9 protein-coding genes are annotated in these 16880 nt (G+C 53.0%); all 9 read left to right on the plus strand.

Going from position 1 to position 16880, the window contains the following annotated elements; translation table 11 throughout:
- Positions 1-69 precede the first annotated feature (69 nt).
- A complete protein-coding gene (locus KJS44_RS02180) occupies positions 70-753 on the plus strand; it encodes a conjugal transfer protein TraG (protein WP_213540179.1) in 684 nt (227 codons plus the stop codon).
- The gene (locus KJS44_RS02185) at positions 740-2848 is read left to right on the plus strand and encodes a type IA DNA topoisomerase (RefSeq protein ID WP_213540180.1); all 2109 of its coding nucleotides are present in this window, start codon (positions 740-742) and stop codon (positions 2846-2848) included. Before KJS44_RS02180 ends, KJS44_RS02185 begins: the two co-directional genes overlap by 14 nt.
- Entirely contained in the window at positions 2845-3123 is a 279-nt protein-coding gene (locus KJS44_RS02190; protein ID WP_055228432.1) for a hypothetical protein, read from the plus strand. Before KJS44_RS02185 ends, KJS44_RS02190 begins: the two co-directional genes overlap by 4 nt.
- 6 nt (positions 3124-3129) lie before the next feature.
- Entirely contained in the window at positions 3130-6498 is a 3369-nt protein-coding gene (locus KJS44_RS02195; protein WP_213540181.1) for an LPD28 domain-containing protein, read from the plus strand.
- A gap of 1 nt (position 6499) precedes the next feature.
- A complete protein-coding gene (locus KJS44_RS02200; protein WP_003526257.1) occupies positions 6500-6715 on the plus strand; it encodes a transposon-transfer assisting family protein in 216 nt (71 codons plus the stop codon).
- 862 nt (positions 6716-7577) lie between these two features.
- Positions 7578-7922 (plus strand): TnpV protein, encoded by a 345-nt coding sequence (locus KJS44_RS14490; protein ID WP_429966214.1) that lies wholly within the window; start codon positions 7578-7580, stop codon positions 7920-7922.
- A gap of 1496 nt (positions 7923-9418) precedes the next feature.
- Positions 9419-15583 carry an SNF2-related protein gene (locus KJS44_RS02205; RefSeq protein WP_458574483.1) on the plus strand — a complete coding sequence of 2055 codons (6165 nt, stop codon included), beginning with the start codon at positions 9419-9421 and terminating at the stop codon, positions 15581-15583.
- A gap of 1 nt (position 15584) precedes the next feature.
- The gene (locus KJS44_RS02210) at positions 15585-16391 is read left to right on the plus strand and encodes a DUF3849 domain-containing protein (RefSeq protein ID WP_213540183.1); all 807 of its coding nucleotides are present in this window, start codon (positions 15585-15587) and stop codon (positions 16389-16391) included.
- Between the two features lie 2 nt (positions 16392-16393).
- Positions 16394-16732 carry a plasmid mobilization protein gene (locus KJS44_RS02215; RefSeq protein WP_213540184.1) on the plus strand — a complete coding sequence of 113 codons (339 nt, stop codon included), beginning with the start codon at positions 16394-16396 and terminating at the stop codon, positions 16730-16732.
- Positions 16733-16880: the final 148 nt, after the last annotated feature.

Here is a 16880-nt window from a genome sequence, read left to right on the forward strand (position 1 = left end):
TGGAAGCCCCTGCGTAGGTATCTGCCATCGTGAGATGGAACGCTGGCTCAAAGAAAGGAAACGAAAAAAATGAGTGTTCTGATTATATTTATCAAGCTGATTGCTGTTTTTGACCTGCTGGTGATCGCCGTGTATTTTGGAGGCGACATTCTTTCTACCATGTTAAACAAACTTCGGAGAAAGCCAAAGCAAGATGAACCCTTTGATTTCTCCTTAGATACCGTGACAGTTTCATTGTCCATAGATTCTATCCGTCAGCTTTATTCCGGTGACGCGGCAGAGTTTGTGGAAGAAAAGATCCTGCCAAATGCGGAGAAAACAATGGCCGTTTTGACGGAACAAGAACAGACGGCGACTCGTCTGCTCTTATCTGCTCTGATCGGTTTTCTTGCAGCAGAAGCTCCTATGGATGAACAGAGCTTTCCTTTGATGATGGAACTTCTGAACTGCATGGAAGGGGAAAAAGAAGATGGTTGTCAGGATGCAGTAGATAGTTTACTTGAAGATGCCGCCTGCAATACCCGCCGTCACGAAGAATATTACAGCAATTATCAACGCTACCAGCTGATGCAGGTGGATAAAACCCGTGTCATTTTGGCTTGTCGTATCATCATCAATGACCTGCTGGGGAAACTGTACCGCTATGACTACCGGTTTGGTTATAACCTGCTACTGGATGAGGAAAACAGCATAGAGAAAAAACTGCACACGCCTGTGCGGGAAGAATGGGAGGCTGAAGATGATGAGATATAAACTGGTAATCGCTGAAAAACCATCGGTTGCACAAAGTCTGGCTGCGGTAATCGGTGCAACTGCTCGTAAGGACGGGTATTTGGAGGGTAACGGTTGGCGTGTCAGCTGGTGCGTGGGCCACCTGGCCGGTCTTGCGGATGCAGACAACTATGACCCAAAGTATGCCAAGTGGCGATATGATGATCTGCCTATCCTGCCGGAACATTGGCAGATGGTGGTAGGAAAAGATAAGAAAAAGCAGTTTGATATTCTCAAAAAGCTGATGAATGCCCCGGATGTGACGGAAGTGGTAAATGCCTGTGATGCCGGACGCGAGGGTGAGCTGATCTTCCGCAGCGTCTATGAGCTGGCAGGCTGCCAAAAGCCGATGAAAAGGCTCTGGATTTCTTCGATGGAGGACTCCGCCATAAGGGAAGGCTTTGCAAATCTGCGCCCCGGTGCGGATTATGACGGACTTCGGGATGCTGCCCTCTGCCGTGCCAAGGCCGACTGGCTGGTGGGGATCAATGCGACAAGGCTTTTTTCCGTGCTGTATCACCGAACCCTCAACATCGGGCGCGTGATGTCCCCGACGTTGGCGCTTATTGTCCAGCGAGAAGCTGAGATCGACACCTTTCAGCCGATTCCCTTTTATACCGTGGCGCTGGAGCTGCCCGGTCTTACCGTATCCGGAGAGCGCATGGCGGATAAGGTTGCTGCTGAGCAGCTGAAAGAAGCCTGTCAGGGTGCAAATGTCACAATCAAAAAGGTGGAGTGCAAGGAAAAGTCCGAAAAGCCGCCTGCCCTCTATGACCTGACTACCCTGCAAAGAGATGCCAACCGCCTGCTTGGATTTACAGCCCAGCAGACCCTGGACTATCTGCAAAGCCTGTATGAAAAGAAGCTCTGCACCTATCCCCGTACTGACAGCCGCTATCTGACTGGCGATATGGCAGACAGCCTGCCGGTGCTGGTGAATCTGGTTGCCAATGCTATGCCGTTTCGCAAAGGAATCGCCATTACCTGTGATCCGCAGACGGTAATCAACGATAAGAAAGTAACCGACCACCACGCAGTAATCCCTACCAGAAATCTCAAGGATGCAGACCTTTCTGCCCTTCCTGCGGGAGAAAAAGCGGTGCTGGAGCTGGTGGCCCTGCGTCTGCTGTGCGCCGTAGCCCAGCCCCATATCTATTCGGAAACCGTTGTGATTGCAGCGTGTGCCGATGGGGAGTTTACCACAAAAGGAAAAACAGTGAAGCACCCCGGATGGAAAGCACTGGAGGACGCTTATCGTGCCAAAATGAAGGATACAGAGCCGAAAAAAGAGGGCGTAGAGAAAGCCCTGCCGGAGCTGACCGAAGGACAGACACTTTCGGTTTCTGCGGCAATCGTCAAAGAAGGCAAAAGCAGTCCGCCTCAGCACTTTACGGAGGACACCCTATTGTCCGCAATGGAGACTGCCGGGAAAGATGATATGCCAGAGGATGCTGAGAGAAAAGGTCTGGGGACACCGGCCACCCGTGCCGGTATTTTGGAAAAGCTGGTATCTGCCGGTTTTCTGGAGCGAAAAAAGAACAGAAAAACGGTGCAGCTTCTTCCTTCCCACGATGCAGTATCCCTGATCACGGTGCTGCCGGAACAACTGCAATCGCCGCTTCTGACTGCCGAGTGGGAGTATCGCCTGGGCGAGATCGAGCGCGGGCAGCTTGCTCCAGAGGAGTTTCTGGACGGGATCAGCACCATGCTGAAAGATCTGGTGGGGACTTATCAGGTCATCAAGGGAACTGAGTACCTGTTCACTCCGCCCCGTGAGGTGGTGGGCAAATGCCCTCGCTGCGGCGGTGAAGTTGCAGAACTGCAAAAAGGCTTCTTCTGTCAGAATGATTCTTGCAAATTTGCAATCTGGAAAAACAACAAATGGTGGGCTGCCAAGAAAAAACAGCCGACCAAGGCTGTGGTGTCTGCGCTGCTGAACGATGGCCGTGTCCGTGTGACGGGGTTATATTCGGAGAAAACCGGCAAGACCTACGATGCCACTGTGGTTTTGGAGGACGATGGACAGTATGCCAACTTCAAGCTGGAATTTGACCAGTGGAAAGGAGGCAGCCGATGAAGCTCTCTTTAGTGGAACGGGAAACCATTCTCCTCTATAACCAGGCAGAACCAATGGCTGAGGTCTATACCCACGATCCCCGTCTGATGGAGAAGCTGGAACTGCTGGCAAAAAAGCACCCCGACCAGATCACCCGAAAGGACGCCCATAACTTTACCGTCCCCAAGCGGTGTGTATCAGTCCGGGAGCCATACAGCGCCGAGCGCCGCAAAGCTGCCAGTGAGCGTGCGAAAGTCGCCGGATACCAGCCCCCTGTGAAAAAGTCCGGCAGTTAAAGGCACATGGCAGAGAATGTATTTGAAGCGGTCAAGCAGTCGGTTAGCACCAGAGAAGCGGCAGAGTTTTACGGGATAAAAGTCAGTCGAACTGGCATGGCCTGCTGTCCCTTTCACGATGATAAGAATCCCAGCATGAAGGTAGACCAGCGGTTCCACTGCTTTGGCTGTGGTGCAGATGGGGATGTGATCGACTTTACCGCAAAGCTCTTTGACCTCTCCCCAAAAGAAGCGGCGGAGAAACTGGCACAGGACTTTGGCCTGATCTATGACAGTCAGGCCCCGCCCCGCAGGAGATATGTCCGGCAAAAAACCGAGGCACAGAAGTTTCGGGAGGATCGACAGCGCTGTTACCGTGTACTGTCCGATTACTACTATCTGTTGAAAAAATGGGAAGCCGACCGTTCTCCCAGGACACCGGAGGAAGAACCGCACCCCCGCTTTGTGGAAGCAATCCAGAAGAAAACCTATGTAGAGTACCTGCTGGACCTTTTTCTTTATGAAAGTGAAGAAGAACAAAAGGCATGGATTGCAGAACACACAGCAGAAATCACACACTTGGAAAGGAGATTGAAAATCATGGCTGAGAATAAACCCACCAACCGAGAACGGCTAAGGGAAATCACAGATGGCATCGAGCAGGGTATCAAAGAATTGTTTGAAAGCGAAAAGTATATGCGTTATCTGTCCGTCATGTCCCGCTTCCACCGCTATTCGGTAAACAACACCATGCTCATCTATATGCAGAAGCCGGACGCCACATTGGTAGCCGGATACAATAAGTGGAGAGACCAGTTTGAGCGTCATGTAAAAAAGGGCGAGCATGGCATTACCATCATCGCTCCCACACCGTATAAGAAGAAAATCGAGGAGCAGAAGCTGGACCCAGATACCAAGGCTCCGATTCTGGATAAAGACGGAAAGATCGTCACAGAGGAAAAAGAAATCGAGATTCCCATGTTTCGCCCTGTCAAGGTCTTTGATGTGAGTCAGACCGACGGGAAACCTTTGCCGGAGCTTGCTTCCTCCCTTTCCGGCAATGTGCCAAATTATGAGGCATTCATGGAGGCCCTGCGCCGCAGCGCACCGGTGCCGATTACTTTTGAAGCAATGGCCGCCGATACGGACGGCTATTTTTCTGCCGATCATCAGAAAATTGCCATTCGTCAGGGCATGAGCGAGGTGCAGACGGTTTCGGCCACGGTTCACGAGATTGCTCACAGCAAGCTCCACAATCAGAAAAAGATCCAGATTGCCAATGACGAGCAATATCAGGAGATAGAGCTGTTTGATAAACTTGGTCTGTTCTCCAACGGACGGATTGCTCGCGATAATCTGCCAGAGGGCGTTTATTGCTATGACCTGCGCGGTTCTGACTACGATCCTGGAGATCCGGTCTGTGTGGAAGAACGAGTGGTTGTAAACCATGCAGGCTCCGTTCTGCTGACAGAGCCGTTGGAACTGACGGAAGATGGACGCTTGATGCTGACCGAGGAAAAAGGGCTGAATTTTACCGGTGGCTTTTCTACCCTCTCCCAGTTTTTGCAGAAACAGAGGAAAGATCGTCACACGGAAGAAGTGGAGGCTGAAAGCATCTCCTATGCGGTCTGCAAATATTTTGGCATTGAGACCGGAGAAAACAGCTTCGGCTATATTGCAAGCTGGAGTCAGGGCAAGGAACTGAAAGAGCTGAGAGCCAGTTTGGAGACCATCAATAAGACCTCCGGCACTTTGATCTCTGACATTGAGCGCCACTATAAGGAAATCTGCAAAGAGCGCGGAATCGACCCTCATGCAAAGGCAGAGCCGGAAACCGCCCCGATAGAGCAGCCAACCAGCAATCTGACTTACTATGTAGCAGAGTGCATGGAATTTCCAAACCTCGGAGAATACCACGATAACTTGTCTTTGGAGGAAGCAATCCGCATTTATCAGGAGATTCCGGCAGAACGAATGAACGGGATCAAGGGCATTGGTTTTGAGCTGAAAGACGGAAGCGACTATGAAGGACCTTTTCCGATTTTGACCGGCCAGACCATTGACCTGGACACCATCCAGGCAATCGACTATTACCGTGATAATCCTCTGGTGCAAAAAGCGGTAAAGGAACTGGCTGCGGCAATGCCGGAAATGGAAGTGCTGGGGGCGGACGCCAATCAGCAGGAGGCTTTGTTTCTGATCGACAATGCCACCTATCTTCATATCCAGTCCTGTGACAGCGGCTGGGACTATACCCTTTACGATGCCGCATCCATGAAAGAGCTGGATGGTGGTCAGCTGGATATGCCGGAGATTTCCCGCATGAAGGCAGTTCTCCAGATTTGTGATGACAACGATTTGGGCAGAGACTCGGTAAAATACGCACCGTTGTCCATGATTGAGACCTTGCAGGACGCTGCCTATCAGCAGATGCAGGCAGAGGTCAGTCAGATGGCTGCTTCTTCCCAGCTGCCGGAAGCACAGGAGCAGGCACTGGATGAATACCCCATGCCGGATGAGCAGGTCTCCACACCAGATATGCAGGAATACGGCTACTCCTATGATGGGATGCTCCCTGTTACCAGAGAACGGGCGCTGGAACTGGATGCCGCCGGTTTGACCGTTTATGTGCTGCATGAGGACAATACGGAGAGCATGGTGTTTGATCCGCAGGAAATCATGGATCATGGCGGTCTTTTCGGTGTGGACCATGAGGAATGGGAGAAAAGCCCTCAGTTCCACGAAAAGGTCATGGAGCGTCAGGAACATCAGCAGGAACGCGAACAGGCATTTCTCTCTCAGAACAGAGATTGCTTTGCCATCTATCAGGTAAGTCGTGACGATCCGCAGAATGTGCGCTTTATGAATCTGGATTGGTTAAAGTCCCATGACATTTCCATAGACCGCAGCAATTATGACCTCATTTACACAGCTCCGCTAAGTGCGTCTGGCACGGTGCCGGAGCAGTTGGAAAAACTCTATCAGCAATTCAATCTGGAAAAGCCCGTGGACTTTCACAGTCCCTCCATGAGTGTCAGCGACATCGTTGCGATCAAGCAGGATGGTAAGGTATCCTGTCATTACTGTGACAGTGTTGGTTTTACCCAGATCCCCGGATTCCTGCCAGAAAACCCGCTGAAAAATGCGGAAATGATGCTGGAGGACGATTACGGCATGATCGACGGTATCATCAACAATGGCGCAAAAGAACCCACGGTGGCAGAGCTGGAACAGCAGGCCCGAAGCGGTCAGCCTATTTCCCTGATGGAGTTGGCAGCCGCCACCCATCGGGAGGAACGGGAAAAGAAAAAGTCCGTCATGGAGCAGCTGAAAGGCCAGCCCAAGGCAGAACACAAAAAGACAGCACCCAAAAAGAGTGCGGAAAGGGAGATTTGATATGGGAAATTTTACTTTTGAGGAAATGAACCTGATGTGCATTTACAATACCGGCAGCCGCACCGGGCTGATTGACAGTCTGCGTGAGATGCGCGGCGAGCTTTCGCCGGAGGAAACGGAACTGAGGGAACTGACCGACAGCGCCCTTACGAAGCTCTGTGCGATGACCGATGAGAAGTTTGCCGAACTGGAGCTGTACCCGGATTTTGACCAGTAAACAACATAACCGCAGGGATGGGGTGGCGATCTGCCACCCCGCCTTTTTACCCCAAAACTGAAAGGAGGACAGAACACCATGCCAACCAAAGCTGAACTATATGCACAGATGGCGGAGAAGGTGACAACGCAGCTCACGGGGAGCTGGCAGGAATGGGCAGGGTTTCTCACTACTGCTTCCCGCCTTTACAAGTACCCGTTCCACGAGCAGCTGATGATCTATGCCCAGCGACCGGACGCCACCGCCTGTGCGGAGTACGATTTGTGGAATGAAAAGATGGGCCGGTATGTAAGGCGCGGCTCCAAAGGGATTGCTCTGGTGGACGATTCCGGGGACAGACCTCGCCTGCGTTATGTCTTTGACATTTCCGATACCGGAACCCGTGAACATTCCCGCACTCCCTGGCTGTGGCAGCTGGAGGAGCGCCATCTGGATTCCGTGCAGGCCATGTTTGAGCGCACCTATGATGTTTCAGGTGATGACCTTGCCGGACAGCTCACCGAGGTAGCCGGAAAACTGGCTGAGGAATACTGGACGGAGCATCAGCAGGACTTCTTCTATATCGTTGACGGTTCCTTTTTGGAGGAATATGATGAGTTTAACATCGGAGTACAGTTCAAGGCAGCAGCCACCGTCAGCATCACTTACGCTTTGATGTCCCGCTGCGGACTGGAGCCGGAACGCTACTTCGACCACGAAGATTTCATGGCAATCTTTGATTTCAACACCCCGTCCACCATCGGGGCGCTGGGAACAGCGGTCAGCCAGATCAACCAGCAGGTGCTACGGCAGATCGGCGTTACCGTCCGAAATGCAGAGCGCGAAGCCAACCAAGAAAGGAGCAAACAAGATGAACAATCCAATGACCTATATCCAGAACGGAGACTATCTGATTCCCGACCTGAAGCTGAGCCAGCAGCCGGAGAAACCCCTGGGCAAGTACGGCAGGATGAGGAAAACCTATCTGAAGGAACACCGTCCCATCCTCTACAACCAGATGTTGCTGAGCGAGAAGCTGTACCCGCACCTCATCGAGATCGACGAGACCGCCCAGAGCAGACTGGAACAGATGATGCCCCAGCTGGCGAAGGAAGCGGGAGCCACCGAGGAACTGAAAGCCAGCGATCCCATGAAGTGGGTGGGGCTGATGAACACCTGCAAAGCTCAGGCCGAGGAAATCCTGATGGCGGAGCTTATCAACAGCTGACTCTAAACCTGTTCCTCTCCGAAGCGGAACAGATCCAATCCATAGATGAAGCAGAGAATGTAGCGCATACATCCTCTGCTTTTTCTTTTGCCCAAAATGACATCGACCATGTGCTGCGTTTGGGCGGCAATACAGACCGTCAAAGGGAGCGTGTGGTTGCAGCTTTTGAAAAGCAGAAAACCACCGCTGAGATTTCCGAGATACTGAAAACGCTGTACCACGGCGGCAATGGCCTTGGCAGTGTGAGCGCATGGTATGCCGAGGATGGTATCCATCTTTCCCATGGGAAGTCTGTCCGTTATGACAGGTCTGCCCAGGTCATTTCCTGGGAGAGCGCCGCAGAGCGTATCGGGGAGCTTTTGGAGAGTGGCCAGTTTGCCTCCAATGTGGAGCTTGCAGAAGCGGCAGGCTATGAACGCTCCCTCCTCTCGGAAAAGCTCTGGCATCTGTATCACGATCTCAGTGAGGACGCCAGAAAAGCCGGATATTTGTCCTGCCTGTCAGAGATCAAAGGCAATGGTTTCCCAGAGGAGACCCGTCGCCTGACGGAGCAGCTGAGTGACCCGGCTTTCCGCCAGACCCTCAAGGAAGAATACGCTGCCTTCTGGACTGCCTATCAGCAGGACCGTGACCTGTTGCGTTTTCACTATCATAGACCGAGGGAGATCTGGGGGAACCTGAAGGACCTTGACCTGCCCCGCAGGACCTTTTCTTCAGAGCTTTCCAAAGTGCCAACCGTCCAGCACTTTATTACCGAGGATGAGATCGACGCCGCCATGACCGGCGGAAGCAGTTTCGCCGGAGGAAAAGGCCGTATCTATGCGTTCTTCATGGCAAACCATACGGATAAGGAGAAAGTGAGATTCCTCAAAGACGAGTATGGCATTGGCGGACGCTCTCATGCCTTGTCCGGTGCAACACACAGCGGCGAAGATCACGATGGGAAAGGACTGCACTATAAAAAGCAGGACTGCCCGGATGTTCACTTGAACTGGGAAAAGGTTGCCAAGCGCATTACCTCACTTGTCCAGAAAGACCGCTATCTTACCGAACAGGAACAGGCGCAGTATGACAAAATCCAGTCTGAACAGGAACTGGCCGAAGAAGATGCCATTCAAGCCCAGCAGCCGGAGATGGAAGAAGAAACGCCAAAGCCTATCCTTCGGGAGCAGTTTGAGCAGTATAAGCCTGTGGTGACTGCCGCTATTTCCGAGGATGCCGCATACCGCAATGCCTGCGGGCATTCTGACCGTGAAAATGCTGTCATCGAGGGCAATGCCGCTGTGCGCCGTGCGGTTCTTGGTTCTAAGGATATGGAGCTGATCCGACTCTATTCGGATGTGCCGGAGTTCCGTCAGCGTTTACACCGGGAAGTGATCGACGAAACCTATCCAAAGCTCCATGAGCTTCTGCGCCCTCTTTCTCAGGAAGATATTGATACTGCCCTTTGTGCATGGAACGGCAATATCGAGAGTAAACACGCTGTTGTCCGCTATATGAAAGACCATGAAAGAGAAAAAGATACCGCCGCATGGCTGGCTCAGGAATACGGCGGCAGTAACAGCAACAGCCTGTTCGTTGTCCGTGCCGGCAGCCCGGAGGAAACACAGCTGCCCTGGCCGAAGGTACAGCGCCGGATTGCCCAGCTCATTCAGGAGGACCGGTTCTATACCGAAGAAGAACAGAACCGTTTTGACGACATCGACCCAATCGCCATCCGGGAAGCTCTGGAAGAAAGAGGGATCGTCAACGGACAGGTGACAGACCCGGAAAAACTGGACAATGCCCCGTTTATCCAACAGGTGATGTCAGATGCAGAGCAGATCGCAGATGCCGAGACAGAGCAGACTTCCGAAGTTTCCATTTCCGATGAGGAATATGACGCAGTTCGCCGCCCAATTCCGCAAAGAACCTCCTACGACCCAGCCGCCCCGGTCTATGCCGTGGGCGATACCGTGTATATCGAGGATGACGCCTATCAGATCACAGAGCTGCGGGAGGACACCGTACAGCTTCTGCCCACCGGGATGGTATATCCCATCTACCGGGCAGAGCGCAAAGAACAGTTCGAGCAGCTGCTTCGGGCAGACCGCCGCAATGCTTACTATACCGAGTTTCTTCCTATTGACCCGGACAAGGCAGATCAGGACTTGTGGGATGTATTGGCTCATGGACTGATGGATGAAGCGGATAAAAAGCAGATTTCCACGCTGCTGCAATCCGGCAGGAGCAACAGCGAGATCGCCTACTGGCTGAGCAGAGCCTATTCCGGTGAGATCGAGACACTGAATCTGGAGACCGGCGATATTGCCGATTACCGTACCACGGCACAGGGCATAGAACTGGAAGTCATGGATGCAGAGGAAAAGCGTCTGGCTATGCTGTATTTCCGCTGGGATGAGGTTGCACCTTTGCTGCGCGGGATGTATGCCCGTCAGCTGGATGGCTTTGGACAGGAACAGCCCCAATCGGCTACCGAATCCCCGGCCTTCCATTCCGAGACCATGGCCGTCTATCCGGGCGATAAGAACAATCTGTCTTATGATGTGGTGGTGGAACGACTGCATATCGAGGAGCCGGAGCCACCAGCCCCTGTGACTGAGCCGGAGAAAACCTTTGAGGAAGTGTTGGATGAACACCCGGTTTCCATTCAGGTCAATGGCCAGTGGCAGACTTTTCCCAATGCCAGAGCCGCCGAGGAAGCCGCTTACGGGGAATACAAGGACAACCTGCGCCGCACCGCTGAGAATTTCCGTATCACCGACGACCACCTGGGCGAAGGCGGTCCGAAAGCCAAGTTCCAAGCAAATGTTAATGCCATTCGTTTGCTGAAAGAGCTGGAATCTGCCGGACAGCAGGCAAGCCCCGAACAACAGGAGATTCTTTCCCGCTATGTGGGCTGGGGCGGTATTCCTGATGCTTTTGACCCAGAGAAACTGGCATGGGCTTCCGAGTATACCCAGCTGAAAGAGCTGCTGACCCCGGAGGAATATGCCGCCGCCAGAAGCTCTACCCTCAATGCCCATTACACCAGCCCTACGGTTATCCAGGCAATCTATGAAGCGGTGGGGCGCATGGGCTTTGAGACCGGAAATATTTTGGAGCCATCTATGGGTGTGGGCAACTTCTTCGGTATGCTGCCGGAGGAAATGAGAAACAGCCGTTTGTACGGTGTGGAGCTGGACCCGGTTTCCGGGCGTATCGCAAAGCAGCTCTATCCCAAGGCGGACATCACAGTAGGCGGCTTTGAGACCACTGACAGGCGTGACTTCTTTGACCTTGCCATCGGCAATGTGCCTTTTGGTCAGTATCAGGTCAATGACAAAGTCTACAACAAGCTGAATTTCAACATTCATAATTACTTTTTCGCCAAAGCACTGGATCAGGTGCGTCCCGGCGGTGTGGTGGCTTTTGTGACCTCCCGCTATACCATGGACGCCAAGGATTCCACTGTGCGCCGCTATCTTGCCCAGCGTGCTGAACTGCTGGGAGCTATCCGTCTGCCCAATGATGCGTTCAAAAAGAATGCCGGTGCCGAGGTGGTGTCGGACATCATCTTTCTCCAAAAGCGGGACCGTCCGCTGGACATCGTGCCGGAATGGACTCAGACCGGACAAACGGAGGATGGGTTTGCCATCAACCGGTATTTTATCGACCACCCGGAAATGGTGCTGGGCAGACAGGAACCGGTAAGCACTGCTCATGGTATGGATTACACCGTGAACCCTATCGAGGGACTGGAGCTTTCCGACCAGCTGCATGATGCTGTGAAGTACATTCATGGCACTTATCAGGAGGCAGAGCTGCCGGAGCTGGGCGAGGGCGAAGCCATTGACACCTCCATTCCTGCCGACCCCAATGTGAAGAACTATTCTTATGCCATTGTAGACGGGCAGGTGTACTACCGGGAAAACAGCCGCATGGTGTGCCCTGATCTCAACGCTACCGCCGAAGCCCGTGTGAAAGGTCTTGTGGGACTGCGTGATTGTGTGCAGGAACTGATCGACCTTCAGATGGATGCAGCGGTTCCAGACAGCATCATTACCCAAAAACAGGCGGAACTGAACCGACTCTATGACAGCTTTTCTGCCAAATACGGTCTCATCAACGACCGTGCAAACCGGCTGGCCTATGCAGATGATTCTTCCTATTACCTGCTCTGTGCGCTGGAAGTTATCGACGAGGACGGAAAGCTGGAGCGCAAGGCGGACATGTTCACCAAACGGACCATCAAGCCCCATCAGGCAGTGGCTACTGTGGATACGGCAAGCGAAGCACTGGCGGTGTCCATCTCGGAAAAAGCCTGCGTAGATATGAGCTATATGAGTCGGCTTACCGGAAAAACAAAAGAAGCACTGGCCGGAGAACTGCAAGGCGTGATCTTCCGTGTGCCGGGACAGCTGGAACAGGACGGCACACCCCATTATGTGACTGCTGATGAATACCTTTCCGGCAATGTACGCCGCAAACTGCGTCAGGCGCAGCGGGCGGCACAGCAGGACCCTTCTTTTGCAGTCAATGTGGAAGCTCTTACCGCCGCCCAGCCCAAAGACCTGGATGCGTCGGAAATTGAGGTGCGTCTGGGCGCTACCTGGATTGACAAGGAGTACATCCAGCAGTTTATGTACGAGACCTTCAACACCCCGTTTTATCTCCAGCGCAGCATTGAGGTCAACTATTCCTCCTTTACTGCTGAATGGCAGATCAAGGGGAAATCTTCTGTATCCTACAACGATGTGGCAGCTTATACCACCTACGGAACCAGCCGCGCCAACGCCTACAAGATTCTGGAGGATTCCTTAAACCTGCGGGATGTCCGTATCTATGACACCATAGAGGACGCAGACGGAAAAGAGCGCCGCGTACTAAACGCCAAGGAGACCACTCTGGCTGCCCAAAAACAGCAGGCTATCCGGGAAGCCTTTAGGGACTGGATCTGGAGAGACCCGGAGCGCCGCCAGACTTTGGTGCGCCAGTATAACGAAGAAATGAACTCTACCCGTCCCCGCGAGTATGATGGCAGCCATATCACTTTTGGCGGCATGAACCCGGCCATTACCCTGCGGGAACACCAGAAAAGTGCCATCGCCCATGTGCTGTATGGCGGAAATACCCTGCTGGCACACGAAGTAGGCGCGGGCAAAACCTTTGAGATGGTGGCCGCTGCGATGGAAGCCAAACGCCTGGGCTTGTGCCAGAAATCTCTCTTTGTGGTTCCCAACCACCTGACTGAGCAGTGGGCATCGGAGTTTCTGCGCCTCTATCCTTCTGCCAACATCTTAGTCACAACCAAAAAGGACTTTGAGACCCATAACCGCAAGAAGTTCTGCGCCCGTATTGCGACCGGTGACTACGACGCCATCATCATGGGACACAGCCAGTTTGAGCGTATCCCCATCAGCCGGGAGCGTCAGGAACGGCTTCTCTATGAGCAGATCGACGAGATCACCGAGGGTATCGCAGAGGTGCAGGCCAGCGGCGGCGAGCGTTTTACCGTCAAGCAGCTGGAGCGTACCAGAAAGTCTCTGGAAGCCAGACTGGAAAAGCTGCAAGCCGAGGGGCGAAAAGACGATGTGGTAACTTTTGAGCAGCTGGGTGTGGACCGTTTGTTTGTGGACGAGGCCCACAACTATAAAAACCTGTTTCTATACACAAAAATGCGGAATGTGGCTGGTCTTTCCACATCGGACGCGCAGAAATCCTCCGATATGTTTGCCAAGTGCCGCTATATGGATGAGATCACCGGAAACCGTGGCGTGATCTTTGCCACCGGCACACCGGTCAGCAACTCCATGACCGAGCTTTACACCATGCAGCGTTATCTTCAATATGAACGCCTGCAAGAACTGAACATGACCCACTTCGACTGCTGGGCTTCCCGATTTGGGGAGACCGTCACAGCATTGGAGCTGGCACCGGAAGGCACCGGCTACCGGGCAAGAACGAGATTCAGCAAGTTCTTTAATCTGCCGGAGCTGATGAACCTGTTCAAAGAAGTGGCGGACATTAAGACTGCCGACCAGTTAAATCTCCCTACCCCGGAAGTGGAGTACCACAACATCGTGGCGCAGCCCACCGAACATCAGCAGGAAATGGTCAAAGCTCTTTCGGAGCGTGCATCGCTGGTACACAGCGGAACTGTTGACCCGTCCCAGGATAACATGCTCAAGATTACCTCGGATGGCCGTAAGTTGGGGCTTGACCAGAGGATCGTCAACCAGATGCTGCCGGACGAACCTGGCACAAAGGTCAATCAGTGTGTGGACAACATCATGCAGATCTGGCGGGACGGCAAAGCTGACAAGCTGACCCAGCTGGTGTTCTGCGACATTTCTACACCACAGGCAAAAGCTCCTGCAAGCAAGGCGGCGAAAACGCTGGATAATCCACTGCTTCACGCATTGGAAGGCACTGTGCCTCTGCCGGAGCAGGAGCCGGCCTTTACGGTATATGACGATATTCGTCAGAAACTTATTGCCCAGGGGATGCCTGCCGACCAGATCGCTTTTATCCATGAAGCCAATACCGAAGTGCGGAAAAAGGAGCTGTTCTCTAAAGTCCGTACCGGTCAGGTTCGTGTCCTCTTAGGCAGCACCGCCAAGATGGGCGCAGGCACCAATGTGCAGGACCGTCTGGTGGCACTTCATGACCTGGACTGTCCGTGGAGACCGGGAGACCTTGCCCAGCGCAAGGGTCGTATCGAGCGTCAGGGTAACAAGAATCCTCTTGTCCATGTGTACCGCTATGTGACAGAAGGAACCTTTGATGCATACCTCTGGCAGACGGTGGAGAATAAGCAAAAATTCATCAGCCAGATCATGACTTCTAAATCGCCGGTGCGTTCCTGCGATGATGTGGATGAAACAGCCCTCAGTTTTGCCGAGATCAAGGCTCTGTGTGCTGGAGATCCCCGCATCAAGGAGCGTATGGATTTGGATGTGGAGGTATCCCGCCTGAAGCTGATGAAAGCCGACCACCAGAGCAAGCAATATCGTCTGGAGGACCAGCTGCTCAAATACTTCCCGGAGGAGATTGAAAAGCACAAAGGCTTTATCAAGGGCTTTGAATCCGATCTGGAGGTTTTGGCAGCGCACCCGCACCCGGAGGACGGTTTTGCTGGTATGGAAATCCGCGGCGATCTGCTGACCGATAAGGAGAATGCCGGCGCAGCACTTCTGGATGCCTGCAAGGAGGTCAAAACCTCCGATCCGGTGCAAATCGGCAGCTACCGGGGCTATGCCATATCCGTGGAATTTTCCGCATGGAAACAGGAGTATACGCTCCTGCTGAAAGGACAGATGACCCATCGGGCAACCCTTGGTACAGACCCTCGCGGAAATCTTACCCGTATCGACAATGCCCTCGCCCAGATGCCCCAGCGTCTGGAGGCGGCAAAGGCTCAGCTGGATAACCTCTATCAGCAGCAGGCTGCCGCAAAGGAGGAAGTCGGAAAGCCATTCCTTTATGAAGAAGAACTGCGAAGCAAAAATGCCCGTCTGGTGGAGCTGGATACTTTGCTCAACATCGACGGAAAGGGACAGGCACACGCCGAGGCTGTTGTTGCCAAAAGCACACGGACTTCGGTGCTGGACAGCCTGAAGCGCCCGGTGACGCCCCGCAGTACAGACAAGAAACCAAAACAGCATGAGGAGGTGCGATAACATGAATACCAATAATCTGAATACGGCCCTTTATGAAAAGATGGCCACTGAGCAGGAAAAATATAGGGACTGGTTGAAAAGCCAGCCCCCGGAAGAAATCCTGCACCACACCTATGAATATACTGTCCGTGAGGATATTGTGATGGCGATGGAGGAGCTGGAGCTGACCGACGCACAGGCCCAGGCGCTTTTGGAATCTCCCTCGCCGCTGTCGGATGTGTACCGTTATTTTGAAAAGCTGGAGACCGGCTATATGGATGTGATCCGGGACAGCATTGAGAACCGTGCCGACGATGTGTGCAGAGCTAAAGAGGAACTGCGAACAACACCGGTCTATCCCCATTCTGCTGCCTATGCATCCGAGCATGGGGAAATGGCACAGTACAACCTCTCATATCAGGCGAACAGCGCCTGCAAAGAAGCTATTGAGCAGACCATCAGCGCCCACTATGCAGAGAATCGGCTGGATACGGAGGCGGCGGTCAAAGATGTGCTGGAAAAGTTCGGGACGGAACGGGTACAGTTTATTCTTGCCAACACCATCCAGCGCAAGAACTATGACGGGCGTATCTCTCAGGACAATAAAGCATGGGCAAAAACCATTCCTATGCTGGAGGACAGCGGCGCTTCCCACCACTGTGCCTATCTGGTGGTAGATCAGGTCAATCCCGGTTTGACCGACCTGTTCACCAGACAGTTCCGAAAAGTCGCTCAAGAACAGCAGAAAAGTTCTGTCCTGCAAAAGCTCAAACAGGAATCGCCTGCCCATAAGCCTGCCGCCCCGAAGAAACGAGAGCCTGAGCGATAACCATGGCAAAGCGTAAGCGGGGTGTTCCGGTGCTGTTTTGGGTGTCCGCAGAAGAACTGGAACTGATCCATCAAAAGATGCAGCAATACGGGACAGAGAATTTGAGCGCTTATCTGCGGAAAATGGCACTGGATGGGTATGTGGTCAAACTGGATCTGCCGGAGCTGAAGGAGTTGGTTTCCCTGATGCGCCGAAGCAGCAACAACTTGAATCAGCTGACCCGTAAAGTGCATGAGACCGGGCGGGTTTATGATGCTGACTTGGAGGATATATCCCAGCGGCAGGAACAACTGTGGGAGGGTGTAAAGGAAATCCTTACCCAACTCTCCAAACTTTCATAACAGGGATAGATACTCCATTTGCGGAGGGAGGAACGGCGTTTCTTCGCCGCACCTTCCTCCGCTTTTTCTTTTTGTCTGTATCCTTGTCTTTTGCCTGTCCGTACCGGATAATATGAGTAGAATAAGAAGCGTAGCAAAGGAGTGAAAA

This window comes from Longicatena caecimuris (assembly GCF_018406465.1).
In the GTDB taxonomy this organism is placed as follows: domain Bacteria; phylum Bacillota_I; class Bacilli_A; order Erysipelotrichales; family Erysipelotrichaceae; genus Longicatena; species Longicatena caecimuris.